Source organism: Ureibacillus chungkukjangi, assembly GCF_044795995.1.
Taxonomy (GTDB): domain Bacteria; phylum Bacillota; class Bacilli; order Bacillales_A; family Planococcaceae; genus Ureibacillus; species Ureibacillus chungkukjangi.
The window spans coordinates 230,534-254,726 of sequence record NZ_CP085010.1 but is presented as its reverse complement, the minus strand read 5'-3'; the positions used below and the strand labels follow the sequence as shown (position 1 = coordinate 254,726).

The window sequence follows — 24,193 nt, the reverse complement described above, 5'->3', positions numbered from 1 at the left end:
GTTGTTTTATGGGCTAAGTTTTCTTGAGGTTATAGGAGGAAAAGGCAATGGCTAACATTCCTAATACGGTAATTATCGCTGAAAAACCGCAACAAGCTTCCACATATGCTGCTGCCTATAAAATCGTGAATCGGACTAAGCATTTTATTGAAATTGCCAGTTGTAACACTTTTAAACGTGGAGCAGTGATAGTTTGGGGTTTTGGTCATTTACTCCAACTGCGAGATTTACATGAGTTTCCGGGAAAAGAGCATTTAAAAAAGTGGGAGTATGCGACGTTACCAGCATTTTTTGACCAACCAGAAATGAAGGTTTCTACTGGAGTAGAAGACCATTTCGAAGAAATAAAAAGGGTATTACGTGACTGTATACTACGAAATCCTAACGATAATACCGTCTGGGTAGCAACCGATCCAGACCGAGAAGGTTCAGCGATTGCTTGGAATCTTATTAATGCAGTGTTTAGTAATGAAGAACAGCAAGGCATTACATTTAAAAGACTGTTCATAAAATCATTAGAGAAAGATGCTATCCATAAAGGTTTTCTCAACCCATATCCAATTGATAAAGATAAACGCTTTGCACTTGAAGCTTATACAAGAAGCGTATCTGATTTTCTTGTGGGGATTAATGGAACAAGAATTTATAGCATTTTGCTAAACAATGCGATTCATTTTCAAAAACAACAAATGAACGATACTAGTCAGGGAAAGAATCAAATCTTCAATGTAGGAAGGGTTCAGACCGCAGCATGTTATTTAGTATACGACCGTCAAATGCAAATCGATAACTTTATACCAAAAGAATTTTTTGAATTGTATGCGGAGTTTCATGCAGCTCGTGGTTCCTATCGAGGGAAAGCTAGTTTAAAAGAGGATGAAATAGCAAAGGTTCAAGAACTGCTTCGTAGACATAACTTAGCGCAAGAACGACCTGTTGAGGCTTTTGTCAAAGAGATTGAGAAGAATGAAAAACGTGAACAATCACCTAAATTACATTCTCTAACGACTCTCCAAACAAAGGCTAACCGAAAGTGGAAGCTAAGTCCGAAACAAGTATTACAGACCATTCAAACCCTTTATGAGAAATATAAATTGCTTTCCTACCCTCGAACAGATTGCCAATACATAACCGATTCTGAGTTTGTGTACTTACGGGATAATGTAGAAAATTATAAGTCCATTTTAGGAGTGCAATTTGATAATAAGTATCTGGAAGCGCGCAATCGTTATGTACGGACCGATGCCGTACAAGAACATTATGCGATTGTTCCTACTAAAAAGATACCCGATAAAGAACTGGTGAACTCTTTAACAATAACTGAGAGAAACCTTTATTTAGAAGTGGTCAGAACCACATTGGCTATGTTTCACGACGATTATGTCTATGAACAGACTAACGTGATCACCGATTTAAACGGAATTGATTTTAAAAGTACTGGAAAAATAGAAATTTTAAAAGGCTTTAAAGCCTTATGGACCGATGAAGAAGTTGAAACTAGCGCGGAATCATCTAAAACCTTTAAAGAAAATGAAGAACAAACACAAAATTTACCCCTACTAGATAAAAATGAACGTAGCAGAGGAATTCCTCAAATAAAGTCGGGCGTCACAAGGCCGCCCTCCGCTTATACAGAAGGAGAACTGCTAAAAGCAATGGAAACATGCGGTAGCTCTGTCGAGCAAGAAGAATATGCTGACATTTTAAAAGAAGTTATGGGGATTGGCACCGTCGCAACTCGAGCCGATATCATTGAAACTATAAAAAATACAAAGTATATCGAAGTAGCTAAAAATAAAGTTCGTATTACTGAAAAGGGACGTCTATTGTGTATTTCAGTAGAAGGAACACTTTTAGCAAGTCCGATCTTAACTGCTAAGTGGGAATCGTTTTTGAAGAAAATAGGGGAAGGGACAGCTTCATCTGAAAAATTCATTGATAGCATTGAAAAATTTGTAACGAAGCTGGTGAATGATGCACCTTTGCGTATTGCCAGTAAGCCAGTACAAGATCATATAAGAGTATATCTTAAAGAAGAACAAGACCGTACTCATTTTGGGATATGTCCAAAGTGTAATAAAGGTACAGTAGTCTTCAAAAAGTCGTTTTATGGTTGTACAGAATATAAAAATGGTTGTGGTTTTCAAATCTGGCCCAAGATAAACGAAAAAAATTTAACAGTGAAGCAGATTAAAACCTTAATTGAAAAGCAGAAAACAGGGGTTATTAAAGGCTTTAAATCAAAAACTGGCAACTTATATGAGGGGCGATTGTCCTTTGATAATAATTTTAAAGTCATTGTGACACCAGAATTTAAAAAGAAATAAAAAGCAGAAAGTAAGTGTATTAGTGTGTTTTCAATTATCGAAATCGTATTAACGTTACTCTTTGTATTAGTATTAAATGGTTTAATGCTCACATTACTAGCGAAAATAGACAATCATAAGATCAACCGTAGCATTGTATGTGTTCATGCACCAATCAGTGTTTTTTTAGTCAGTATATTAGTTCTTAGTATACTTGTACCCTCGATTTCAAGCGGTGTTGTAATTCTATTAATGATTGTTAGTGTTATTTCTAAATTCTATGTAGCACTATATCTGAGCACTTTCTTATACCTAAGTTATCTACTCTTTAAAGTAAAACAATCCAATATATCTACAGTATCCTAATGAAACCTAAGGCGCATTAATAAAAAAGGAGTATTGATGACTAGGTTTTCTTTAAGAGAGAACAAATCGAACCATATGTTGTTACCTATTTACATTCATTTATTGCTTAAGGAGAAAGGAATTGAACCATTTATGAGTTGGTTTACTCGAAACAAAGAACAAAAGACACCGGAGTTTAATGCTGCAGCTACAAAACGTCTAAATGATTATATAACTGAGTATGAAGAAGATGAAGAAAGTGATGTAAAAGGGAATGAACACTTAGTAAAACCTAGCTTATATAGTCGTCGTAACGAGATTCTACAAAACAACGAAAAAGTTATTGAAAAGGCAACTAAAGAGCTTTCTAAACAAGTTTCCCCCTTTTTACCAACAATCGATAGTGTACCTGTAAAAAAGAAATTATTTGTTGAGGAAATTACCGAGGATAATGTTAAAGGATTAGAAGAAGTATCGTTTGTAACGCAAGAAGACGTACCTCCATATAAGGAACTACCAATGAATGATGAACCCATTAATGAATCGTATTCACAAACAAGGATTGTTGAGGATAATGATATTGAACTAGATTTAGATGCTGATATTGATTTTGATTCAGCTGACATGGAAACGATTTTAAAGAACTTAGATGAAGATCCTTTTGCTGATACTAATGAAATCCTAGAGACACCTGCTACTGAAAAATATGTAGATGTTAACGTCATTTATGATGAGAGAAATCAGATCGCTTCACGAACATTCCGTTTTAGAACCCGTTCTTTCACTTCATTTCAAGAAGATTGGGATGAACAGATTTATCGAAATGGGTATTATTCAAATATCGACATACAGGGGAATTCAATTAACATTAACCCAAACAAATGTTATACGGTCGAAGTCACAAAGATTAAGAATGTGTAATTGAAAATTATGAAGAAACCCTGTGTTATAGGGGTTTCTTCTTAAATCGAGACACAAGAGATTGCTTTTTAATTTGTCTTTTTAATTGAAGTTCTCCATAGTTAACATTTTGGGGTGGTTCATTGTAGTATTTTCCTTCTGATAATCCTTCGGTTAAACTAAAATCTAACGTCGTAATACCGCTATGAGCACTCATTGTCCCTTTGGATCTTGTCATCCTATTTTTGTTTAAATATACATAACTCAATACTATTCTAGCACCATTATTAACCTCTAAATTAGCACTGATACTATAAGAGCGAGACTGATTAAATTTAGCAAAAATACAGATTTGAGTCCAAGTCTGTTTTATCTCGATGCATGCTGGCATTGGCGTTTTAAAATCATGGTATGAGGAAGAGAGTGTACCTTCCCAAATGCCATTTAGATTAGGAGTCTTAATAAGTCCTAATTTATAAAGCACACTCCATTTCCATAAAAATTTATCAAATATCAGAAATACAAACCCGAAAACAGTAAATCCGGTTACCGAAATCCCTATTCCATTCAAATCAAAAAGGTTCTTAATTATACCCGTAATGAAAACTGAAAGACTAGCCAAAAGAAAATAGATTATTTTCCTATCATAATCAACGCTGTATTGATGCATCTCACTTATCCCAACCATTCCATAATATTATGCACTCAGTAATAAATTTTATGGCATCCTCTTGATTCCATTGTTCAGTACCTTCCCCGAATAAAGAAGTTATTTGGTTTTGACATTTAAATTCAGACATCTTTGAAAAATCATCACCTAGCCATAGTAAGATTTCCATTACTGTTAGGTTAAATTCCTTACCATAACGTTCATTCGGAACATTATATAAAAGATTCTCAACAAAATAGGAAGGTGCAACACCTTTTTCTAGTTTACCTGCTTTCACTAGTTTGCTTTTTATATTTTTAAAAATTCGAACGGTTTTTTTGTACATTCCATGTGTTTCGCGGTTTTTCTCAGCACCATAAAAATAATGGTATTTTGGAAAATTAATAACTTCCCTGTTTTCCTTTGTAGTTAAGAATTTCATACCTGCTATATATTTTCGGGAATCTTCGGAGTAACCATAGTCATAGTATTCTCGGTACTCTATACATGGGACCACATCAGCTTCATAACTTCCAGTATTAACTTTAATTGACTTATTTCCGACTTCAACATTATCTTTGCCGAAATAATTAATTAAAGTATCGAGGACTTCCTTTTTATAAGTTGCCCATTTATATTGGCTTGAGTTTGTCTGTGATTCATAAATTTGTTTCTTATCATTTGTTAACAAAGATGTATCGCTAAAAAATACATTGCCGGTTTCCACTACAATATCTACATCACTATTTCCATAGATATTGGTGCTGTTTCGGTAAGAACCTTGAAGATATATTGAAACAGATTTCTTATTTGTAATTAGTGAATTTTCGCCTCTCAAAACTCTCTCTATTTGTTCTCTTAACGCTTTTGGTGTAGTTGTTGCACCCTGATTAGACCATGTTTCCAATTGTGAATTAGGTATAGCCACATTTAAACCTCGTTTCCTTTTGATCATACTATTTCATTCTACTATTTTCTAAAATCAAGAAAAAGGACAATAATTTAAATTTTTTAAATTATCAAAATTGATGTTAAATTAAGGAGTAAAATAGTATATTATTTACATAATATAACATAATTAGGAGATATATATGGATATTCAAGAAATGGAGAAAATTGAAGAGGCGTTACGTAAACGTGAGATTTCATATGCTGAAGCAAGTGAAAAAATCTATAGTTCAACTACAAAACCTTGGCAAACTGTAGCATGGAAAAAGAAAAGGGAAAAACTCATTAAAGATTCCTGCGAGCAATGTGGTAGCACTAAAGGACCTATGGTGTTGCAGCATTTGTGGCACCCACCTTCATATAAAGAACACATTGGAGATATTTATGAGCAATTTTTCATTAAAGCTCAAAATGCCTCTTCTTTGCCAGAAGCGACAGATGAAGAGGTTGAATCGTTTTTATCTGAATTTACTGAACAAAGAGAAGCCTGTCCTTCATGTGAAATGAGAAGTATTATTAAACGAAAAACAATGAGTCCTATTTATCGTTGTAGAAAGTGCGGCTTTGAGTTTAATACCCCAAAGGGGCTTCCTTATAATACAAAATTAAGGATTGTTGCTCCTACTATGGAAAAGGTTAAAAAAAGACTTACATATGAAAAACAACGAGAATTCATGTGGAATACATATGGGTGTAAACGCTAAAATAAAATGGACAGATATCGCTAAATAAGATTGAACACTTTCGCCAAAAATAACCCTTATCCTTTATACTAAATTGGTAGTAGATTGGTAATCGGGGGCATGATGAAAGGTGAAAAAGAAATTGATGTTATATTTAGCAATCCAACAAATGAAAGAACAAAGATTTACTGTAACACAGATTGCAGAACAGCTTAAAATATCTCGAACGACGGTTTATAGCTATTTGGAAATGTCGCCTGAACAGGCTTATGAGTGGGCGAATACATTAAAATCCAGAAAGAAAAAATTAGACCCTTATAAAGATTGGTTAGTCGCTTGGCTCAAAGAACATCCTCATTTAAGTGCTGCACAACTGCATGATTGGTTACTAGAACGTCATCCTAAATTGGTTGTTGGAGAAAGTACGATGCGCATGTATGTCAGTGAGTTACGAGAAGAATATCAAATTGAGAAAACCAAAAAAGTTAGGCAATATGAGGCCATAATCGAACAGCCAATGGGAAAACAAATGCAAGTTGACTGGGGAGAAACTCGTCAAAAAACGAAAGAAAATACTGAAGTGAAACTGTACTGTATTTGTTTTGTATTATCGCACTCTCGGTACAAATATGTAGAATGGCAAGATCGACCATTTACAACACGCGATACGATAAGAAGCCACGAAAATGCTTTTCAGTATTTTGGAGGGATGCCAGAAGAGATTGTCTACGACCAAGATCATTTAATAACAGTCAGTGAAAATGCCGGGGATATTATTTTAACAGGTGAATTTCAATCCTATAAACAACAACGTAAGTTCAGAATATATTTATGTCGTAAAGCAGATCCAGAATCGAAAGGTAAAATTGAAAATGTAGTGAAGTATGTGAAAGGAAATTTCGCAGATAGCCGTATTTTCACTACTATAGATAATTGGAATGAACGATGTATAGAGTGGCTGAAACGTACGGGTAATTACAAAGTACATAACGGTACAAAAAAGAGACCGACAGAAGTGTTTCTCCTCGAAAAGCAACACTTAAAGCCAGTCTCTAACCCACTCTCAATAGAGAGTAACAATACAATTAGTATAACAAGAACCGTTAATAAGGACAACACCATACACTATAAATCTAATCGTTACTCTGTCCCACTGGGAACATATAGACCAAGAGGTCTAAACCTTGTTTCAATTGAAATGGCTGTAGATGAAAGCAATCAGCAGCAACTGGTGATTAAACGAAGTCCTGATGGTGAAGTTCTAGCGAAGCATCGTCTTGAATTAGCCAAAGGAAAATTAGTCAAAAATCGAAATCATGAACGTGATCGTTCAAAAGGTATCCAAGCCTATAAAGAAACAGTGATTCGCCAGTTTAATAATACTGAACTAGCGACTACATATATTAATCAGGTCCTAGCTGAGTATCCTCGATATAAAAGGGACCAGCTGGCCATCATCCATAAAACAACCAATGATTATCCAGATTATATCGATGAAACCCTAATAAAATGTGTTGACGAGCATTTCACAAGTGCCAATGATTTTCATGATATTGCAAAGTATATAAGCAAGATTCAAAGCAAAGAACTACCAGTTCCACCTCTCGAATCGAGTAGGTTAAAAACAAGGAATATCAAAGTAGAAACACGTTCTATCAGCACATACACAGATATTTTAGGGGGTGTCATCTCATGAATGATGGCTTAGAAAATCTACAAAACTATTTTAAACAACTAAGATTAACAGAAACAGCCACTGAGCTGCCTAATATATTAAGAAAAGCGGAACAGTCCACATGGACTTATCGGGAATTTATTAAAGAAATCGTTGAATTCGAATTAACTAAACGTGAAGAAAAGAGTATTGAAAAACGAATGCGTTGGGCGAAGTTTCCTTATATGAAAACGCTGGAACTATTTGATTTATCTGATCAAACCTCTTTAAACGAAAGGCAATTAAACCAACTAAAAGAGCTAAATTGGCTAGAGCAACAATATAACTTAATTCTATTAGGACCGCCTGGTGTTGGTAAAACCCATTTGGCCATAGGATTAGGAATTGAAGCAATTCAAAAAGGATTTAACGTCATGTTTGTGACTATGGGTGAATTAATCAATCTTTTAAAAACCAGAGAATTTACACGGAAATCACAGGTGCAATTAAACCGAATTGAATCTTCTGATTTAGTAATTATTGATGACTTAATGTACATGGCAATGGATTCACGTGAAGCAAATCTATTCTTTCATCTGATAAATCATCTTTATGAGCGTAGCTCAATTATTTTGACTTCTAACAAGAGTCCTGATCAATGGGGCGAATTATTGGGAGATGAAGGTATAACTACAGCTATTTTAGATCGCATTTTACACAGAGTAGAAGTTGTACAGATGAATGATGATAGCTATCGAATGAAGCATCGTCAAGGTATGTTTTAACATTAGCAAATGGGTATAAGGAGATTTCATTTAAATGAAGATTTTAAATATAAATGAAGTAAGAGAAATCATATTAGAATTAGGTTTAATCTTGTGACCATCAAAAAGTTGAGAGCTGGTTATCGGATGGCTCTATAAAAAATATCCAGGATGGCAATCTTTACAAGATTATTGAGCATGATATCGAAGATTTCATATACGACACTTTGTGGATTGGTTCACCATATGAAAGAGGAATCAATAATGAAACGAAGATCGATAGATTACTTGAGGAAATTGCCTCTTTAAAGGCGAAAGTATCCAAACTTCAAGATGAAAAGCATGAATTAGAACTAGAACTTGGCAAGATGCCATTTTAATAATTCTTTCTCCTACTTCTACAAAGGAGTGGGAGAAGAATCAACGAAATTGTTCAAAATTAATTAGCAAAATGTGTCCAATTCTACTTGACGCTTACAATGGGGAAGAAATCAGAACGATAGCAGTATTAAAAGGAATTGAGGAACATAAAAGATATATTTCAATGGAAGATACAAAGACATATTGTAAACGATGTGCATTTTTATGGGATAAGAAGGGGGAAAAGGTATGTGATATATGCAAGGAAACACTTATTCCTATTCCGATGCACGCATGTGATAAATGTCAAAAAGAAGGTCATCCAGCAATTTTATAGACAAAATAGTGCTTGATATTACGAGCTAGTTATCTAAAATATTTAAAGCTAGTTATATGTCGATATAAAAGGGGAATAGCATTTGATGAACTATGAAAGAGGTAAGATGAGTATTTTTCCATTAGCGATGAATACTGCAGACAAATACGATGTGGTGTTTATAGGGGATGTTGTGCCTAATTATAGAAACTCTCATCTCCCGAATTTATTTAATAACGATTATGTATTTTTGTTTACCACAATGTTAAATCAAGATAAAGATTCCTATTGGTATGGTCACGTTAACATTGATTTGGTAAGGCATGATCAACTATCTTATTTCAATCATCATCTTAGAGAACGTGGTGATTTCCACGTTTTGGGAGATGAATCATTAATCCTTAATGACTTTTTAGAGCTTGTTCCTGAGAAAACAGAAAAGGGAATCCAAATTATTGCACACCTAAAAAAGCAAAATATATTAGGGAAAGATTATCGTACTGTTAAGATGGTTAAAAACTTCCAGGTTCTACTATTGAGCGAAAATAAAGGTAAGCGTTATGACAACTATCCTATTTTAGAGCTAGGTCCAGAGTTTCAAGCAGAAATTGAATTTGCCGAAGCAACACAACGTTGTTACGATTTGAATGATTCTACCCTTATACTGAAAGGAGTTGCTGATCGTAATAAAAGAAATCCCGAAGTAATAAACGCAGTCGAAGTGGTACAAGAAGCTCTTAATAAAGATATTAACGATGCAGAGGTTAAAAAAGATCAAGCATTTGAACGTTATTTAGAATATAAAAGAAGGCTATCGTACATTCATAAAAGTACTGGTTTTTAGCTAAATTAGACCAAAACAATAGGAATATTAAACAATCTTTAATATTAAGAAACGGTATTTTTGTATCTGCACTTGATAATTTTATGTTAAAATATCAAGGTAATTATTTTTCTAATTTTTTTGTAGATAACTGGCTTCACCTAATTCCAGTTATTTTACGATTTCCTTAACACTTAGAGTCTTTTGGACTTATTGAAGTAGCTTAATGCTGCCTTAATACGTTCAGAAGGCTTTTTTTGTGCCAATAATCAAAAGACCACTATTAATTAGGAGGAAAAAGCAATGACAGTACTTAGAGGACGTTGTATCGACGTGGAGAATACAAGCAATTTAGATGAAAAGACTATTTATTATCTGAGAGTGCATACGAAAGATAGTTATTATGTCAGTAGATTCGATTTCCCTAACGCTCATATGGGGGCATTCCAGAAAAGGCGTTTTGAGATTGTAGAGGTTAATGAGGAAGAGCCAACAAATGGTGAATCTCTATTCAACTTATTAGGAGGACAAAACGTGAATGAGAAGGAATACAAGGAAGAAGCGACTGCATTAAATCAAAATGAAGTCATTAAAAATCAACTGAGCTTCTTTGAACTATTGGATATTTAAATAAAAACCAGTTTGCTAATGCTATGGCAAACTGGTTTTTTATTTAAATAGTTTACTGGAAAACCTTTATATACAAGGTAGAAAGGTAATTGGTAAAATAATATTATTAATACAGAAAATAGTGAATGACTTTGATGCAGTGTTGAATGAACTCAAATTACCTCATTTAAGAATAATTACATTAAAGTTTAGGAGGACCAGCATGCCTGACAGCGTTAAATTGAGAGAAGAATTTATACACGTTTTGAATAAGGAATTCCCAACGGTAAGACTTAAACCAACTACTTTAAAATCTGGAAACATTAGATACTCTTGTTACGCACCAAACTATAAACGTTGGATGCAACTTGATGCGAATACAGATTCCCTGTCAATTGCGATGAATCATTTAGAAGGGGATATAAAAACTGACGATATAAAAAAACTTGGTTTATCATACGGTTTAAACGGGGCCAGCTCTGCAATTCAGATACAAAAGAACGATGATGCTGTTAATATAACTATATTTGTAACTGAACCCTATGATTTTACAAGAAAAGACTTTGTTGAATTTTTACATAAACATTTCCAATCGTATTTAAGGCTAATCAATAGGTAAGTATCTACTATATTACTTACAAAATCAAATCTAAATGAATAGAGTGATTTTTTGACACAAAGTGATAAGTTTAGTATGCTGTTACTACTTTGTCACTTAATAGCAAGAAATTAATTAAAACATTCCCTACACTTGAGTAGGGGATGTTTTTTATTTTGAACCCTCCATTGTTGGATAAGCCGGGATATTTAATAATTTTTGAATTTCTGCATCCACCCAGTTATGGAGTGCTATGGTCATATAGCGATAATTATGTGTCGTACCGCGATAGACCATCGTGTACGTCCAAGAACCCTCTTCTTTTAAGATTGTATCTTGTATTTGCCCACCTTCTTTTAATAAAGCCTTTTTATTACTTCTATAGTCTTCTCTTAATTTATTTATCGATATTTCAATCCATTGATTCAATGGACGATTAATCTTCATCACATCTGTAAATTGTAGATCACGTTCTAACGTACGAATTGCTAAATCATGAACAATCAAGCGGTGTGCTAGTTCTCTTATTTGAATTAAATTCATACAAAGTTCTCCTTAATCCCATGAGTATTTATGTTCTTATTTTACATTAATTATCAGCATTGCAAAGAAAAAAGAAACTCAAATCAGCACGATATTTGACGAGTTTGATTGGAGTTTCTTCCTATTATATATAACCATCTAATGTATCGCTCGACCACTGATGTATTGCGTGTCGTTCTTTCGCGAAAATCTTTTCTAAGTAAATTTGCGTTGTTTCAATTCTTTCATGCCCCAAGGATCTCATAATGGCATAAAGATCGCTTCCTTCTATACTAGAAATGATTGCAAAAGCATGTCGGAATAAATGGGGAGTAATTGACACATGATTAAATTCTTCTAATACCTCTTCAGGCAAATAAGCCAATTGTGATTTAAAGTATTGTGATAAGTACGAAGGAGTATAAGCTTTCCCTCGATTTGTTGTAAACAAGGGCTCTGATTTCGTTGCTTCTTTTAATGGTAATAAACCACGTGCAGCTCTGAATTTTTCAATACTTGTTAGTGTTTTTTCACGTAAGGGAATTTGCCGATTTTTATTCCCTTTACCCCAAACGTCCAGATAATACCCACCCAAGATAGTATCCTTTTTAACATCTCCAACCGTTAGCTTACATAGTTCTTCATTCCGCATTCCAGTTGTCGTTAACACATGGATTAAGGTAAACATCGGAATATGACCAATCGCTTCAAAGCTTTTTAGTAATTTAAGGACATCATTCGGACCTGCATCACGATTTGGCCGTTCATCTTTTCGAGCAGCAAAAACATAAAAACCCTCATAAACGGGTAATGGTATATAACCCCATCTATAAAGCTGTTGGAGAAATGATTTGATTACAGTCATTTTATTTTCAATAGTCGCTGCTGAATAGGGTCCATTCTTCAGCACATATGGACTCTTATTAATAAACCACTTCTGGTACCTTCGTAAATGACGTTCTTCTAAGAGTTTTAGTAAAGAAATATTCGTAGCGTTTTCAGGTATCTTTAAATCCAAGCCAATCTCATTATGATACATTAATAAATTCGTGATAAATTGCTCTAAGATCCGGCGATAGGATTTAACCGTTCTTTCCGACTTCTCGTTCTCCTTCTTAATATTGGTCCTTCTATATAAGTACCACCAAAGAATTTCCTTGTCGTTAAATTCATGATAAGATTCGAAACCGTTACGTTTACTATTATCAATCCTAAGTTGTAAATTCGATACCAACTCTTCTTGTGTCACATCTTCTGGAATAGCTAGTGAGAAATCGTTAGTTGAAAGTAGTACAAGATTGTTGATGATGACCAAATAAAAACAACTCCTTTGCGAAATAGATTCAATTATTTAATGAAAGCTCAATCTAGTTTAATAAACTAATATCAAATCTTCTATTATTAAATAGAATATATGTTCTTCTATTATTATAATCTACTATCACCACAATATGTCAATTAATCTACTAAACATAAAAAAATGCTACATTTATTTACGTTTAGTTAATTATCGCATTTTATTCTAATGATTAATATATATAATTTTACTTTAATGGTAAATATGTTAGAATTTACAAGTGAATATTGTTCAAGTAAATCTAAATTTTAAAAAAGAAGAGAAAGGTGATACGAATGTTTATAGTTAGCTTATTAAAAAATGATAGTGGAATTTTTGCAACAAAGACGGAAACCGCAAATTTTCATGTACCTCTAAACCTAATTGAATTTAAAGCTCCAGGATCTTCAATTGATGCAGTATACTCATTAGCGGTAAAGAAACTACAAAAAATTATTAATAGCATGGATGATATTGATATAGTTAAAAGTAAACATTCAATGACATTTACTTTCGGGAATAAACTTGATGGATTCAGCGTGACTTATAAAATTCGAACAATAAGTGAGAGGAGTTTAAATTGAGGATAAGTGCAATATTTAAATTGGTTATATTTATATTAAAACATTTTCTTGCCGATAAATAGATTAGTTAATACTACACTTTTTATACTGGGCCGTAGAAAAGGAAGGAATAGATTATGTCTTCAGACAAAAGTACAACATCACATAAAAAAAAGTATTATACAGCTAGTGAAGCTGCAGAAATTCTTGGTGTTACAAGACAAACCATTTATAAATACGGTCAACAAGGGGACTTAGAACAAATTGATGAACCCTATAAAATTGGAAGTCGCTATATGTTTACTTGCGAGTCAGTTGAAGAACTATTAAATCGGGAGAAATCTTTAAAAGAAAATGGCATTATATCACTTCCTGAGATCTCCAAAGAGCTAAATATCCCTAAGCATCGATTGTATAACATCATAAAAACGCATGACCTCAGCTACGAGATCGATAAAGAACACTTTAGCAAACCAACTGCCATTATCACAGAAGAGGTAAAAGGGCAGTTATTAGAGCAAATAGCTTCATCCACTTCACATAAACAAGCGAAACTTAACTTTTCAAACCGAAGCAACAATATAGCAATATATCAGAAGTTTTACGATGAAAACATGGAAGAAAAAAGACTTTTGTTAAAAGAAGATAACGGAAAATATGAGTGGGGATTTAAAGTAGCAGATGGGTTTTTATCTTATAAAAAGGCACAGCAATTAGGGTATAAACCATCCTACACTATCTCAAAATCGACAGCGAAACAAGCGGGTTACGCTAAATTTAGTTTTCCGAAGTATGAACCGACCACTTTTGATTTTCTTGATTTTCTCTATCGATACTTAGGTATTAGTAATTTATATATCGAGAAAAATGAAACAAACTTACTTATCGACGTGAGAGAAGGAACCATACAAATAAAAGATGAAGAGTATTCATTTACACACGATTGGTTAGTTGCTCATTTAGTGGAGGGAAAAGTCAAATTAACGGAGAATGTTCTTACAGTATTCAGTAACCGAAAGTACATAACCCTTTACTTAGAAACTGAACAGTATCAAGAACTTTATGCTATAGCAAGTGAAGAAAATTCGAGTTTTAATGAACAAGTCGAAACAGCAATCAAAAACTATATAGAAGCTAAAAAATGTAAGTAGATAAATCCATAAACCACAAGATAGGTGGTTAAAAAAACAATTATATATAACATAATAAATAAAGTTCAGAAAAAATATGGAATACTATAAGTTTTAAACTTCAGCTAAACAAAGGGGCAAATGAACATAGTGGGGAGTAGTTCAAACTATTCGGGAAAGTGCTGGAATCAAAAGAACATCAGTCTGGTATGTTCCTTTCTCATGTCCTTCGTGAACTTATTTTTAATAGAGCATTTTAGCTTGAATGCAAGTCCGTTAATTCTTTTCTTATCTCCCTTTCCTTCAGAAATGCACCATTCTAAATTTGCTCTGCTTTTCATTTCTGAAACATTCGATTGTAATGTTTGAAAGTGCGAAGTGCTGATAAAATAAAACAACTAATGAACGATGAACCTATTTCATTAGAAAATCGAGAAAAACTTCATCCATTAATGGCGCCTCTAAAAAATGGTGTTTTGTACAGATAAAAGCCTAATTGATACAATATAAGAGAAGATTAGTGAAGATTCTCAACAATCTCCTCTTATACATACAGATTATCCTCTCTATATAAAATATAATTTTGCTAAATTGGATAAAAATGTTTTCAACACGTATAATCGTTGCTAAGTATACTACCATTGAGAAATGAGAACTACATTAAAGTGGCTAGCATATGGGAACAATATAATGAATGGACTTCATATTTTCTTATAGTAGTACTCGTGATATAATTAATATTAACAATTATAAAATGAACTGGAAAACCCTGTCTAATCTAGTTGAAAGTGTAACTTTTTTACAACTTCAAACTAATTTTAGGCAGGGTTTTTATTTTTACTTCAAAAAAAATGTATTAACAGTTTTAACAATTGAATCTAGAAGTCGTGAGCCAGTTCCAAATTTGGAAATCACATTATCTGATGTTCCAACGGGAAAAGAAATTCATTAGTATAACTGCATCAACATCAGAAAATAACTATCCGTCTGTGGAAGAGTTTTCTTTTAAGAATTCCAATCCTTATCATGTTAATTCTAATTCAAATCAAAATATTGCAGTTCAAACAGTTATGCAAAATCCAGAATTACCGAATGGCTGTGAAATTACATCACTAACAGCTGTCTTAAACTATTATGGTTTACAAGTAACTAAAACTGAGATGGCAGATAATTTTTTACCTCAACAAGATTTTCGAATTGAGGAAGGTAAACATTCGGAGCTGATTCAAACGTGCTTATAAGGGAAGTCATATGAAAAAAGAGCTCGACAATCACTCGATGAATTACTAAATCTATAAATCCTGGTGTACCTGTTGTAATGTGGGTAACTCTTGATTTATCAGAACCAAAGAAAAATAGCGGATGGATAATAGATGGTACAAATCAATATCATGAAATGTATCAAAATTTACATGCCGTTGTATTAATGGGGTATTTAGAAAATAAAGTTACAGTTATGGATCTCCTTAAGGGGAAAGCGGAACATGATAAACAAGATTCCTTAAAAGTTAGGAAGAGTTAGGAAAACAAGTAGTTGCAATTCATAAATGAAAAAAGGGTTACATTTATTTGTTGAACTAAGTTTATCTTATCTGCTTATGGTTTTTCAATAGGCTACAAACCATAAGGTTTGTACTTTTTTTAGTGTGCCAGGCATGTCCATGCCTGTAATATTGATGAAGTAAGTTCGTTTGTTGGATACCAAATTGTACAAGAAAAAAAAGCAATTAAAAAGTCGCTCTAAAATACTCGTGAAACCCTATTTCCATTGGTACAGCCCAAACATAAAAACCTATTATTACAACAGGTACTATAAAAAAGTTAAATATTTTTGGTGGTAGTATCCTACGAAACAGAATTGCGTAAATAATTGCAAAAATAGTAGGTACCAATAATAAAAGTAACAATGATGGAATGAAATAATTCATTTCCGCATTGAGTTTAATTCCATCTAAAAAGTCAGCCATATGCATTCATCCTTTTATGTATTTCTTAAATTATATCAAAAAAAACAAAGAAACATACACCGTTTGAGCAACAGTCTTATTTATATCTTATTACTAAGATTAATCTAGCAACATGCGCAAAATACAATTTGAAATAACTGGTGATGTTCAGGGACAACAATGACCAAAGTTTTTCACATTCGGTAGAGGATATAAAACAATTGATTCAATTGAAAGCTGAAATTACAAACTATTTTTGAGATTAGTTTCTGTCGAAAGACAATAATTATGGAAGATATCATACTAACAATAGACGTCTATCTCATTCAATTACGTTATTTAGGGCTTTATCTACAATCAGGCACAAGGATTAGTTCTTCCTCTATTAGTTGATTAAATACTAAAGAACAGTAGACTTAACCACAGGTATGAAATATTAAATTAGATATTACCTACTACATTCGAGGGAGGTTATCTATGAAAAAGATATTTATTTTCTTTATCGTAATGAGTTTGGCATTAGTTTAAACAAGAGGTAGAATTAGCAGGAGTTGTAAGTGATTTAATATACTTCTGTGTTGAGAAAAATTACCTCAGTTTCACGTTAATTAAAGAGTGATTTTATGTTTATAGGAGTATAGAACTGATATTACAATTTATTGAGATTACAATATTTAGGAATATTTATAGGTATGGAAAATGCACAAGGTTTTCTCAATTCTCGTCAACAAACTTTTGATTTAATCAATACAACTATGTTATTAGCATTTGTTCTTATCTCTACTGTCTTTTTAAACATTAAGCTACCTAATAGGGGGGAGTGCATTTAGGAACGGCAATGCTTTTTATAGCATTTATATTATTTGGTCCTAAAAAAAGTAAATCTTCTGTGGCGCGTCCTACTTATGGTTCTTTTAAGATAATGGCTGAGTTATTAGAAATATTGAGTGATTACTTGAAATATAAAACTTGCAAGTCTACCGAGAATTATGGACAAATAATATATGATATGCAATAAATGAATAACACCAATTTTTCGTAATAGAAAAGTTATTTATTTTTATCATCTTCTGAAAAAAGGCTCCCACTTCAAGGATGCGAAGGGTGTAGCCCATTCTGTTAGTGGGGGATGAATGGCAGTAGGCAAAAGCCTCCTGCTTTTTCTTTTTTCTACTAATACATATAAATTGTACAAACAATGTTAGATAGAAAATAAACTGAGTTAACAATGAAAGGGGCTGATTAAAAAACATTCAGTATTCTTATTGTATAGTCATCTTGTATAGGTAGTGAAATATCTCAAAAAAACTTGATGATTAATTGTGGTATAGAAAAGCAATCTTTATAAGATTTGTGCATATTTTCTCCACAATTATTGTTTATACTTGTTTCGTAGGCCACCATTCTGTTTTCACAGTCACTATGAACAGATAACAATTAAGTGGTAGGAAAGGGTTAGTGATGAAATTTGTTTGATCAATTAAATTTATTTCTTGCATTCGGAGCGGGAGTATTATCATTTATATCACCGTGTTCACTACCGCTATATCCAGCATTTTTATCTTATGTAACTGGAATTTCCTTTAATGAACTGGAAGAAGAAAAAGGAATATTTACTCGAAAAGCATTAGTGCATACATTATTATTCTTATTTGGATTTTCCATAATCTTTATGGCTTTAGGCTTTTCAACTTCTTTAATTGGTACACTTTTTGTGCAATATCAAGATTTACTTAGACAAATCGGTGCAATTAGCATTGTCATTTTTGGCTTAGTAATACTAGGATACTTAAAGTTTGACTTTTTACAATCAGAAAGGAGACTGCAATTTAAAAGAAGACCCAAAGGATATTTAGGTTCAGTAATAATTGGTATGGGTTTTGCTGCAGGTTGGACCCCTTGTACAGGACCAATTCTTGCGGGAGTTATTGCTTTAGGTATTTCGGATCCAAGTAGAGGAATATGGTATATGTTATTTTATGTACTTGGTTTTTCAATCCCCTTTTTAATCATGTCCTTATTTATAGGGAAAATGAAGTTTCTTCAAAAACGAAGCAGTCTTTTTATGAAAGTAGGTGGGGTTATTATGGTAATGATGGGAATCTTATTATATTTTGATATGATGACACAAATTATAGCATTTTTAACTCCATTTTTCGGTGGTTTCACAGGTTTTTAGGGAAAAGTAAATCAGAGATCTTCCAAGATTCATACTATTTGTATTTGTTATATGACTTCTTTTGTTGTGGGAGGAGAAATAGTAAAAGTTACCTTCATCAAATTATCATCGTAACAAGAGTGGAAGAAAAGTTTTCATTGCAAAGGGTGGAATTCAACGAGATGTGCTAATCGATAATTATTCGGATACGACTATAAAACATATTGTTCTAATAAAAAACAGAAATCGAGAATTGAAGATTACATACAAGTCAGGAGTCATTATTAATAGCTCCAATAAATCCTTTATGTTGCAAAAAGAGTATCAACTTAAAAGTGACCTTAGAATCGAAAAGATAAAATAGTAGTTTAAGATTAGAGAAGTACCCCGTATTTGTTAGCGTGTATCCTTACAAAGTGGATGGAAACAAATCTGGCTATGTTCTTATGTTAAGTACAAACACAATGAAGATGCATTTTGTCATATCGAGTATTACAAGCTTTATTGTGTTATATATTATTTATGGGTTATTATCTTAAATACTTAATACTTACTAGCTCCTTAATCGGTATGAAAGAAACAACTGAAAAATTAAGCATTTGTGATTTTAAAGTAAGTTTACCTAATTTAGGAAAAGATAAACTAGGAGAATTGTCAAGTTCCAATAATAAATTGGCATATAACGTAGAACGCCTAAAGAACAAGGAAATGGATTCTAGTATCAATCGCTCATGAATTTAGAACACCGTTGACTTGTTTGATTGGTTATTCAAAAGCACCATAAGAAAAGGAATGAGTGAAGAAGAACTTAAACATTATCTTGAAATCATTGGTAAAGAGTGAATAGAACGATAGATTTAGTGAAAAGCTTTGCACTCATGTTGATTTTTGAGGTTTGGTGAAAAAGGACATGGACATGGTGGAGTTTGCACGAAGCTCATAATTCATTATAGTTAAAAGAGTTAGATTCCAAAGTGAATTCTTTAGAAAAAGAAAATTGAAAATTAAAGAAGCAGTCAATGTGCTCTCCTCTGAAAAATGCTGCACCCAGTATTATCCTTGGTCAAGCAATCGGACGATGGGGAAATTTTATGAATCAGGAAGCACATGGTGTTGAAGTAACAAGATCATATTTAGAAAATCTTAATCTTCAAGAGTTTATTATTAATCAAATGTATATTAATGGTGTATATTATCATCCAACATTTTTATACGAGTCCACTTGGAGTATCGCTGGATTTATTTCCCTGATTATTATTAGAAAGCTAAATCCTAGGAGGGGAGAATTGTTCCTGTCTTATGTAATATGGTATTCAATCGGTCGATTCTTTATAGAAGGCTTTAGAACAGATAGTTTAATGCTTACAGAGTCACTTCGAATGGCTCAATTAATTTCATTAATTTTGATTGGAATAGCTTTAATTCTATTATGGTTCAGACGTAAAAAAGGCAATTCTGTAATTCGATATACTCTATTAGACTAAAGAGATGAACATAATAATTTACACCTCTTTTACCTATAAAAATGCACAAGTACCTGCTTCTAATTCGTTTATTGAATAGAAAGTTCCCTGTTGAATATGTTGATGATTACAATGTTTTGTAGTATGAATACTGGGTTCTGTAGGGATACTTTTAGGTGTTTCATATCAAGGAAACCTTATTTTATTCAACAATATTAGCTTGCATTATAGGTTTAATTGCAGGTTCTCTATAAGTAGTAATTTCTTATCTTTATCAATTTTAACAATCTTTTTGTTAGTCGTTCTATCTAGGAAAAATGTTAAAGAAAATATACAAAGCAAATTGACAATATTAAATTGCGGTAGTTTATCAATTATGTTAAGAGAAAATAAGATTTTGTTTGATGAAAAAAACGTATGAAATACGTGCACAACAAGGTAAAACGATTATTTTTCTATTAAAAGATAATGAATTAAATTACAAGTCATGTCGCAATAGTTGATTTTATTCGGGAATCTCCTATAAAGTGATAAAAGAATTAAATGAATTAGGAATAGAAACTGTTATGAAACAATCGTGTAGCGAACTATGTAGATAAAAAGATTGGGTTGACACAAGTATTGCTGAAGTATTATCTCATGAAAAATCAAATAATGTAAAAGCTTTAAAAAAGGTAGAAAGAAAGTAGCGATGGTTGGAGAAGGTGTGAATGATGCACCAGCGTTAGCGGAAGCAGATTTAGGAATGCTATTGTGGCTGGAACAGACTTTGCAATAGAACCTGCAGATGTTGTCTTAGTTAATAGTAATCCGGTTGATATCCTTAGTACTTTAAAACTTTCTAAAGCTAGTTATAGAAACATGGATCAAAACATAGGCTGGCTGGTTATAATATCATTACAATCCCTCTTGCTGCAGGTGCTTTCTATAGCGTTAACTTCTTCAAAAACCATCAATTGGGGTGGGCGTTACGTCATTAAGTACTATTGTCTGTGTAATAAATGCACAAATTTTAAAGATTAATAATGATTAAGTAAAAATCAAAAAAATGCCAAAAAATATTTTTTGGCATTTTTTTTATAGAGAACCTATTTAACTTTTGTCAAGTTATTCTCTATTATGGATACACAATTTTTAAATCCCTTTTGATTAACTAGCCATTTCTCTGCAAACATCGGAGCATTTTTTGCAAGCTTCGGCACACTTCTTACAATGCTCATGGTGACTACTATGTTTTTCACACTCAATTGCACATGCTTCACAAATATCAGCACACAGTCTACAGATTTCAATAGCGAACTGACTTCCACGGGACATGGCAGACGCTGCATAACCGCAAATATCAGCACACTCACGAGTAAGTCGGATGCATTTTTCCAACATTTTGAAATCAGCTTCTTTTAAACATGCATCATAACAATGATTACATTCTGTCAAACAAGCAAGACATTCTTCGATACATTCTTTAAATTGTTCATGCATTTTACCTTCCCCTTTCTCCTTTATATTTTGGTACCCAATTAGAGGGTACCCAATTACAGGATATAATAAACTAAAATGATTTGGAAAAAGAGGGAGAGTAAAATCACTGAGGCTAAACGGAAGCAAACTTGAAACGGGTATTGAACAATTTCCCAAATTCTTTTAGGGAAGTTTTTGCTATTGGGGGAGGCTACCGATTTGTTAGGTTACTAAAGTATGTTGATGGTGATATTCAATCTTTATCATAGCATTTTTATTCTTTGTGAAGGCTAGAATATCAATCTTAACGTTATTCAGTTTTTAAAAAAGTATTGATGTTTTTTAAAATCTAATAAGTAATAGAGAAAAATATGAGCACTAGAAATAAGATAAATGTCGCATACAATATTAAAAAGCAAGTAGTTTGCAATTGGAAAAAACGTGGTGAGAATTATGTGTGTAATAAATAATTTTATTAAGCAACATGCTTATAAAATAAGTAAAGAAATAAGGAATTATTCTATATAATGTGATTAAGTTTGAGGTTTCAGGAGGTAACAGTTTGGAAATTCCTGAACAAAAATATTCAATGAATGGAAAAGATTTGGTTACTAAGGTATGAAGCCTTTACCACAGATTAGAGTTCATAAACAAGTCCTCCTGGCTGATGATGTGTTCCAGGCTATTTACACTCATACATCGTACTAGTGGGTTTTTAAATTTCAAAATTTTGGTATCATCTATGAGAAAAGGCAGATTATAAAATATATACAAACAAAAAGGAGTAACATCAAAGAAAACAATAACAAAAACTTTGCTGTACTTTGCCATACTTCTATTCATTAAAAAACAGTGAATAGCGATTTGGAAAAAACACCGTAGAAAATTAAATGAATATTTTCTATTAATAAGTTAGATTATTTGCTTATGAAGTACGATGTATCTATTGAAGAAGTACAAGCTGAAAGTGCTGTGACAACTAGGATGAATTTAAAATCACTTAAGGACAACATATTACGCTTCCAAAATATCGGAGTAGTATAACAGAAAATCCGGAGATGGAACAATGTATTAGGGGCATCTGCTAGCAAGTAAAAAGTATTAACTTCCTAACTATTCTTATAAATTAATGTTCATCTAGATGGTTTAAGATAGAAAAAATAGGGTAAAATTATGTAACCACATACTATTGAATATATCTAATATTACTATTATGTTACAAAATATGTCGATTAAAGTCATAGTCTATTTATAATAAAAACACTGATTATCACGTTAAACGTTGATATGTCAGTGTTTTTGTGCTTTTTTTTATTTTTTAAACGTTACACAATTGAAAAATTTTAGAATACTAGAATGTGTTAATCTTATAACAAGTTAAAAAACGGTATTTTTAGAAGGAGCAATTATTTATGAAGAAAAAATGGTTATTACCAATATTCGCCTATTTTATGGTTTTATCTGCTTTGCCAGCAAATAACGTTGAGGCTGCAACACCATCTGAGGTGATTTCTACAGCAAAACAATATATTGGTGTACCATATAAATACGGTGGAACGACTGCTACTGGATTTGATTGCTCGGGTTTTACTTCCAAAGTATTTTCTGAATTAGGTATTTCATTAAACCGCACTTCTGGTGGTCAATATAACCAAGGGACTTCAGTTTCTAAAGCAAACCTTAAAGTTGGCGATTTAGTATTCTTTAATACAAGTGGTCGTGGAATTTCGCACGTTGCTATCTATATTGGAAATGGCCAAATGATTGGTACAGAGTCTAGTGAAGGTGTTGCAATCTCAAACATAAACGATCCATATTACTGGGGACCACGTTATTTGGGTGCTAAACGAGTGGTAGACTTTGATGCAGAGAAAGTAGTAGCTGCAGTTGCAAAAGCTACGGAAGTAAAAAAAGCAGAGGTGGATTTTAACCTTTACGCGTCTCGCGCGGAAGTAGCTGTTAAAATTGCCGAAGCGTTAAATCTAGATACATCAAATACAAATACTGGGTTTACAGATGTTAAATCTACACACCCAAATGCTGGTGCAATTGCGGCATTAAAGAAAGTTGGAATTTTCTCTGGTGATCAAGCTGGTAAATTTAATCCTGCCTCACCAATTACTCGCTCTCAAATTGCATTAGTATTAGTTAATGCCTTTAAATTAGAAAAAGGAAATATTTCTAAATCATTTTCTGATGTAAAGCCAGGAACAAAAACTGCAAATGCTGTTTATATTATCGCTTCAAACGGAATTACATCTGGTAAGGTTGATGGTACATACGGATTAGCTGATTATGTAACAAAAACCCATTTAAATATCTTCATCAAACGTTCATCAAATCTTACAAAATAATTAACTGCTCTGACGAAATAACGACAAAATATTTTATAGAGTTAAAAAAATAAATGAAGGGAGTTTGCTATAAGTAGCAACTCTCTTTTTTTTTCATATTTTAAAAAAATTATGCTTTTAAGGAGGGGGTTGAGAAGAAAAGAAATAAGGTGATTTGACAAATTTATTAAAATACTTAATTTTGTAGACTATTGTTACACTTGGTTTGTTTTCAATTCTTTTAGCAGGAGCAAATAGTTCAACTTTTAGACTAGATCTACCATTCAAGGTGTTTCTGATTCATAAGATGATATAAAATAATTTAC

The 24,193-nt window shown here is 32.6% G+C and carries 25 protein-coding genes and 1 pseudogene; 20 read left to right on the top strand and 6 right to left on the bottom strand.

Annotation, left to right across the window (positions count from 1 at the left end; translation table 11 throughout):
- Window positions 1-47: 47 nt before the first annotated feature.
- From LG296_RS20795 to LG296_RS20785, 3 genes are all read left to right on the top strand, one after another.
- The gene (locus LG296_RS20795) at window positions 48-2,327 is read left to right on the top strand and encodes a type IA DNA topoisomerase (RefSeq protein ID WP_107936492.1); all 2,280 of its coding nucleotides are present in this window, start codon (window positions 48-50) and stop codon (window positions 2,325-2,327) included.
- A 24-nt stretch (window positions 2,328-2,351) separates the two neighbouring features.
- The gene (locus tag LG296_RS20790) at window positions 2,352-2,672 is read left to right on the top strand and encodes a hypothetical protein (protein ID WP_193768068.1); all 321 of its coding nucleotides are present in this window, start codon (window positions 2,352-2,354) and stop codon (window positions 2,670-2,672) included.
- 132 nt (window positions 2,673-2,804) lie between these two features.
- Window positions 2,805-3,572 carry a hypothetical protein gene (locus tag LG296_RS20785; RefSeq protein WP_153062706.1) on the top strand — a complete coding sequence of 256 codons (768 nt, stop codon included), beginning with the start codon at window positions 2,805-2,807 and terminating at the stop codon, window positions 3,570-3,572.
- A 25-nt stretch (window positions 3,573-3,597) separates the two neighbouring features.
- Here LG296_RS20785 and LG296_RS20780 read toward each other — a convergent pair whose 3' ends face one another.
- On the bottom strand, window positions 3,598-4,221 hold the full coding sequence (locus LG296_RS20780; protein WP_107936488.1) for a hypothetical protein: 624 nt from the start codon (window positions 4,219-4,221) through the stop codon (window positions 3,598-3,600).
- Between the two features lies 1 nt (window position 4,222).
- Window positions 4,223-5,155 carry a nucleotidyltransferase gene (locus tag LG296_RS20775; RefSeq protein WP_404428007.1) on the bottom strand — a complete coding sequence of 311 codons (933 nt, stop codon included), beginning with the start codon at window positions 5,153-5,155 and terminating at the stop codon, window positions 4,223-4,225.
- 136 nt (window positions 5,156-5,291) lie between these two features.
- Between LG296_RS20775 and LG296_RS20770 the strand changes: the two genes are divergently transcribed.
- The 8 genes from LG296_RS20770 (at window position 5,292) to LG296_RS20735 (ending at window position 10,976) form a co-directional block, all read left to right on the top strand.
- Complete coding sequence (locus LG296_RS20770) at window positions 5,292-5,852, top strand: hypothetical protein (RefSeq protein WP_404428006.1); 561 nt, start codon at window positions 5,292-5,294, stop codon at window positions 5,850-5,852.
- A 124-nt stretch (window positions 5,853-5,976) separates the two neighbouring features.
- Entirely contained in the window at window positions 5,977-7,527 is a 1,551-nt protein-coding gene (istA, locus tag LG296_RS20765; RefSeq protein WP_181418126.1) for an IS21 family transposase, read from the top strand.
- Window positions 7,524-8,270: an IS21-like element helper ATPase IstB gene (gene istB, locus LG296_RS20760; RefSeq protein ID WP_107937907.1), complete on the top strand. Its 747-nt coding sequence runs from the start codon at window positions 7,524-7,526 to the stop codon at window positions 8,268-8,270. The genes istA and istB overlap by 4 nt, the downstream gene beginning before the upstream one ends.
- 206 nt (window positions 8,271-8,476) lie before the next feature.
- Window positions 8,477-8,629 (top strand): hypothetical protein, encoded by a 153-nt coding sequence (locus LG296_RS20755; RefSeq protein ID WP_181418125.1) that lies wholly within the window; start codon window positions 8,477-8,479, stop codon window positions 8,627-8,629.
- Between the two features lie 71 nt (window positions 8,630-8,700).
- Window positions 8,701-8,946: a hypothetical protein gene (locus LG296_RS20750; RefSeq protein WP_404428004.1), complete on the top strand. Its 246-nt coding sequence runs from the start codon at window positions 8,701-8,703 to the stop codon at window positions 8,944-8,946.
- Window positions 8,947-9,028: 82 nt separating this feature from the next.
- Entirely contained in the window at window positions 9,029-9,769 is a 741-nt protein-coding gene (locus tag LG296_RS20745; RefSeq protein WP_153062705.1) for a hypothetical protein, read from the top strand.
- Between the two features lie 282 nt (window positions 9,770-10,051).
- Window positions 10,052-10,378, top strand: coding sequence for a hypothetical protein (locus tag LG296_RS20740; protein ID WP_107936480.1), 327 nt, complete (start codon window positions 10,052-10,054; stop codon window positions 10,376-10,378).
- Between the two features lie 202 nt (window positions 10,379-10,580).
- Window positions 10,581-10,976 (top strand): hypothetical protein, encoded by a 396-nt coding sequence (locus LG296_RS20735; RefSeq protein WP_107936478.1) that lies wholly within the window; start codon window positions 10,581-10,583, stop codon window positions 10,974-10,976.
- Window positions 10,977-11,126: 150 nt separating this feature from the next.
- On the opposite strand, the gene LG296_RS20730 is transcribed toward LG296_RS20735, so the two are convergent.
- Together LG296_RS20730 and LG296_RS20725 are read right to left on the bottom strand one after the other, a co-directional pair.
- A complete protein-coding gene (locus LG296_RS20730; protein ID WP_107936475.1) occupies window positions 11,127-11,498 on the bottom strand; it encodes a hypothetical protein in 372 nt (123 codons plus the stop codon).
- A gap of 124 nt (window positions 11,499-11,622) precedes the next feature.
- Window positions 11,623-12,792 carry a tyrosine-type recombinase/integrase gene (locus tag LG296_RS20725; protein ID WP_107936473.1) on the bottom strand — a complete coding sequence of 390 codons (1,170 nt, stop codon included), beginning with the start codon at window positions 12,790-12,792 and terminating at the stop codon, window positions 11,623-11,625.
- A 317-nt stretch (window positions 12,793-13,109) separates the two neighbouring features.
- Here LG296_RS20725 and LG296_RS20720 point away from each other — a divergent pair, with 317 nt between their 5' ends.
- From LG296_RS20720 to LG296_RS20705, 4 genes are all read left to right on the top strand, one after another.
- On the top strand, window positions 13,110-13,397 hold the full coding sequence (locus LG296_RS20720; RefSeq protein ID WP_107936471.1) for a hypothetical protein: 288 nt from the start codon (window positions 13,110-13,112) through the stop codon (window positions 13,395-13,397).
- 116 nt (window positions 13,398-13,513) lie between these two features.
- Entirely contained in the window at window positions 13,514-14,527 is a 1,014-nt protein-coding gene (locus tag LG296_RS20715) for a helix-turn-helix domain-containing protein (RefSeq protein ID WP_107936469.1), read from the top strand.
- An 851-nt stretch (window positions 14,528-15,378) separates the two neighbouring features.
- Complete coding sequence (locus LG296_RS20710; protein WP_404428002.1) at window positions 15,379-15,747, top strand: C39 family peptidase; 369 nt, start codon at window positions 15,379-15,381, stop codon at window positions 15,745-15,747.
- Between the two features lie 77 nt (window positions 15,748-15,824).
- Window positions 15,825-16,028, top strand: coding sequence for a hypothetical protein (locus LG296_RS20705; protein WP_107936463.1), 204 nt, complete (start codon window positions 15,825-15,827; stop codon window positions 16,026-16,028).
- A gap of 205 nt (window positions 16,029-16,233) precedes the next feature.
- Here LG296_RS20705 and LG296_RS20700 read toward each other — a convergent pair whose 3' ends face one another.
- Window positions 16,234-16,473 (bottom strand): hypothetical protein, encoded by a 240-nt coding sequence (locus LG296_RS20700; protein WP_248283785.1) that lies wholly within the window; start codon window positions 16,471-16,473, stop codon window positions 16,234-16,236.
- A 799-nt stretch (window positions 16,474-17,272) separates the two neighbouring features.
- Here LG296_RS20700 and LG296_RS20695 point away from each other — a divergent pair.
- From LG296_RS20695 to LG296_RS20680, 4 genes and pseudogenes are all read left to right on the top strand, one after another.
- Window positions 17,273-17,470, top strand: coding sequence for a hypothetical protein (locus LG296_RS20695; RefSeq protein WP_306460161.1), 198 nt, complete (start codon window positions 17,273-17,275; stop codon window positions 17,468-17,470).
- 450 nt (window positions 17,471-17,920) lie between these two features.
- Entirely contained in the window at window positions 17,921-18,631 is a 711-nt protein-coding gene (locus LG296_RS20690; protein WP_107936461.1) for a cytochrome c biogenesis CcdA family protein, read from the top strand.
- Window positions 18,632-19,650: 1,019 nt separating this feature from the next.
- Window positions 19,651-20,094: pseudogene (gene lgt / locus LG296_RS20685) on the top strand (prolipoprotein diacylglyceryl transferase); the annotation flags it as partial.
- 732 nt (window positions 20,095-20,826) lie between these two features.
- Complete coding sequence (locus tag LG296_RS20680) at window positions 20,827-21,096, top strand: hypothetical protein (RefSeq protein WP_251402638.1); 270 nt, start codon at window positions 20,827-20,829, stop codon at window positions 21,094-21,096.
- A 126-nt stretch (window positions 21,097-21,222) separates the two neighbouring features.
- Here LG296_RS20680 and LG296_RS20675 read toward each other — a convergent pair whose 3' ends face one another.
- Window positions 21,223-21,555: a four-helix bundle copper-binding protein gene (locus LG296_RS20675; RefSeq protein ID WP_107937872.1), complete on the bottom strand. Its 333-nt coding sequence runs from the start codon at window positions 21,553-21,555 to the stop codon at window positions 21,223-21,225.
- Window positions 21,556-22,946: 1,391 nt separating this feature from the next.
- Here LG296_RS20675 and LG296_RS20670 point away from each other — a divergent pair.
- Entirely contained in the window at window positions 22,947-23,888 is a 942-nt protein-coding gene (locus tag LG296_RS20670) for a C40 family peptidase (RefSeq protein ID WP_107937871.1), read from the top strand.
- Window positions 23,889-24,193 lie beyond the last annotated feature (305 nt).